Annotated in this window: 5 protein-coding genes and 1 pseudogene; 3 read left to right on the forward strand and 3 right to left on the reverse strand. The window is 40.2% G+C overall.

Annotation, left to right across the window (positions count from 1 at the left end):
- Nucleotides 1-736 precede the first annotated feature (736 nt).
- Entirely contained in the window at nucleotides 737-1,024 is a 288-nt protein-coding gene (locus A3766_RS18145; protein ID WP_068510962.1) for a type II toxin-antitoxin system RelE/ParE family toxin, read from the reverse strand.
- A complete protein-coding gene (locus A3766_RS18150; RefSeq protein ID WP_068510964.1) occupies nucleotides 1,014-1,262 on the reverse strand; it encodes a type II toxin-antitoxin system Phd/YefM family antitoxin in 249 nt (82 codons plus the stop codon). Before A3766_RS18150 ends, A3766_RS18145 begins: the two co-directional genes overlap by 11 nt.
- A 207-nt stretch (nucleotides 1,263-1,469) precedes the next feature.
- Here A3766_RS18150 and A3766_RS18155 point away from each other — a divergent pair, with 207 nt between their 5' ends.
- The 3 genes from A3766_RS18155 to A3766_RS18165 all read left to right on the forward strand — a co-directional run bounded on the left by A3766_RS18155 (nucleotide 1,470) and on the right by A3766_RS18165 (nucleotide 2,367).
- A complete protein-coding gene (locus A3766_RS18155; protein WP_068510966.1) occupies nucleotides 1,470-1,712 on the forward strand; it encodes a type II toxin-antitoxin system Phd/YefM family antitoxin in 243 nt (80 codons plus the stop codon).
- Nucleotides 1,709-1,972, forward strand: coding sequence for a Txe/YoeB family addiction module toxin (locus tag A3766_RS18160; RefSeq protein WP_068510968.1), 264 nt, complete (start codon nucleotides 1,709-1,711; stop codon nucleotides 1,970-1,972). The genes A3766_RS18155 and A3766_RS18160 overlap by 4 nt, the downstream gene beginning before the upstream one ends.
- A 185-nt stretch (nucleotides 1,973-2,157) precedes the next feature.
- Nucleotides 2,158-2,367 (forward strand): transposase, encoded by a 210-nt coding sequence (locus A3766_RS18165; RefSeq protein WP_082907154.1) that lies wholly within the window; start codon nucleotides 2,158-2,160, stop codon nucleotides 2,365-2,367.
- A gap of 4 nt (nucleotides 2,368-2,371) precedes the next feature.
- Here the strand turns inward: A3766_RS18165 and A3766_RS32080 are convergent.
- Nucleotides 2,372-2,562: pseudogene (locus A3766_RS32080) on the reverse strand (IS3 family transposase); the annotation flags it as partial.

The following is a 2,562-nucleotide window of genomic DNA, read 5'->3' on the forward strand; positions in this document are numbered from 1 at the left end:
CAAGGTGTTTTACTTCTGAGCCTCGTTGATCTTCGCAATATGCGACTTCGGTGAACTCCTTATGGGTGTCCAATCCGACAAAAATTATGGTATTGTTTTTCATGGTGCTGGCCTCCGCTTATATGGTATGACACATATATTATGGCTCTGGCTTTGCTAACCCACGATAGGAGGTCAGCACTCTTTTGGGACGTGGGGAGTCATTATGTCTATGTTCAGGAGAGTTATTTCCGGGGTTTAGAATGATCCAAATACCGTGTTTAATATTATCTGCAACGCTAATTTATTCAATTTTATTATTACTTAGCGGAGAAGCATTGCCTCTGCGTTTGATTATTATCTTCTTATTGGTATTGTGTTTTTGGGGCTATATTTTATTCAAATCAACAGAGTCAAGATTACTATCCTTAACTAAGCTCTTGGCAACTACTTTTAGCTATATGTCTGCACAATCATTGTTAGTCAGCGTTGGGTTGCTTATACATTGGGCAATAGAGGGGCCTACCGTTTTATCAGTCATGCAACTTCTACTGTTGTTTGTGGTGTGCTTCTTATGGTATTTGTCATCAGTAAGGCTTCTAAAAAGCAAAGTATTCTCATAGCTTCATGACCCATAACTTATTATCAAACAACATAACCAGCAGCTCCACCGGACTCCGCAAAATGTGTCGCGCTTTTTGCAGAAGCAAAAAGGCACGCCAATTTTGCTCCTCCGGTGAGCTGGGCGTTATAATTTTTAGTTGGTTCGTTTCATTGCCGTTTTATAAACATCACCACGTTCACGCTTACCAACTGAAATCACTGTCACAGTAATTATTTCGTCGTTTACTTCATAAACTAAACGGTAACCAGCTTGTCTAAGTTTTATCTTGTATAGGTCATTTGCCCCAGAAAGTTTTGCACTTGGTATTCTCGGGCCTTCTAATATTTCGGTTAGCTTTTTTTTAAATTGCTCTTTTATAGTAGCGCCAAGTTTATTCCATTCTTTAAGTGCAGACTTTTTAAACTCAAGCTCATAAGTCATTTAAGTTAACCTTAACGCTTTTCTCATTTTTTCGTTGTTCAGCAAGAGCTATTAACTCAAGGTCCTCAACGCGGTCCATTAAGTACTCATAGGCTTCGGCAGGCACGCAGTAAAAAGCAGGTTCATTTCTATTAAGTACCGCAATTGGTTTGCCATCAGCACTTAAAGCAACTTTCATTGGGTTAGCCTTTAATTCGCTAATACTAGCGGCAGCTTCTGTTAATATTCGGGTTGTCATAAAATCACCAGTACTATAAAGTGGTCGTTAATTAGGTCTTATTGTAGGCCGTAAAATATAACAAGGCAATCAAAGATCGCCCACAAAAACATGTGGGCTGGACCGTCGCTGCGCTCCGGCCCTTTATTGCGGCGTTAGCTGTAAAAATAATCTTGCCACTTCGTACGTTTAAGCGTACGATATTATTTTCTGTTCAGGAGAATAAAGATGAATATTCTTACGGCAAGTGAAGCCAGGGCAAACTTATACCGGCTTTTAGATCAAACTTCAGAGACTCATCAGCCAATAACTATTTCAGGCAAAAGAAATAGCGCTGTATTAGTCTCCAGTGAAGACTGGGAGTCAATTCAAGAAACCCTTTATCTTTTAACTGTTCCGGGTATGAGAGAAAGCATTAAAGAAGGAATGGCAGAACCTATTGAAGATTGTTCTAAGGAGCTTGATTGGTGAGTTGGGAACTCGTATATACCAAGCAAGCTCAAAAAGATGCAAAGAAACTTGCTTCCTCAGGTCTCAAAAGTAAAGCAAAATATTTGCTGCAAGTTATCGAAGAGAATCCGTTTCAAACACCACCACCATTTGAAAAATTGGTTGGTGATTTATCTGGTGCAATTTCACGACGTGTTAACATCCAGCACCGGATTGTTTACCAAGTTTATGAAGAGCAAAAAGTCATAAAAGTTCTGCGTATGTGGACACATTATGAGTAATACCAAAATTTGTTCAGCTAACAAGTTGCTCAAGTCGGATTGTGGTAAATTGTCATCTTGTTTGCAAAGAGCCGCAAACAAACCGCCAATTCACCACAACCGCTTAGCAAGGCGTTAGGTTTCCGAGTGCCCAACAATTAGTGTACACCCTACTATAGTTATATAGACCTTATGTGGAGGTGCTCATGGCACGTAAAAAAACTCAAGCTTACTCTGAAGAATTCCGAAAAGAAGCAGTGAAACGCTGCGAAAAACCGGGCGTCACTCAAGCTCAAGTTGCTAAAGAACTTGGAATTAGCTCCCAACAAATCGCGAACTGGAAGCGTCAATTTATGCGCTTATCTGATAAACAATTCAACTCTGTTACGGCGTTTTTCAAGGTAGTTGTCGCCTGAGCATTTAAGCTGCTTGTTTTTCCTTCTCCGGGTTCAACTTAACGTCACCCACTTTCTCCCAGTTCCGCGTAGCTTTTGACCACCTTATTTGGTTCTTTCTTTTCATCTTGCGATAAAGCTCATCCCTCTTCGATAATATTTCTTCATCCAGACCTAAGTGCCTTTGCTCTGGGGTAACAAAGTTAATTCGACTAT

The sequence above is a fragment of the Oleiphilus sp. HI0132 genome (assembly GCF_001635845.1).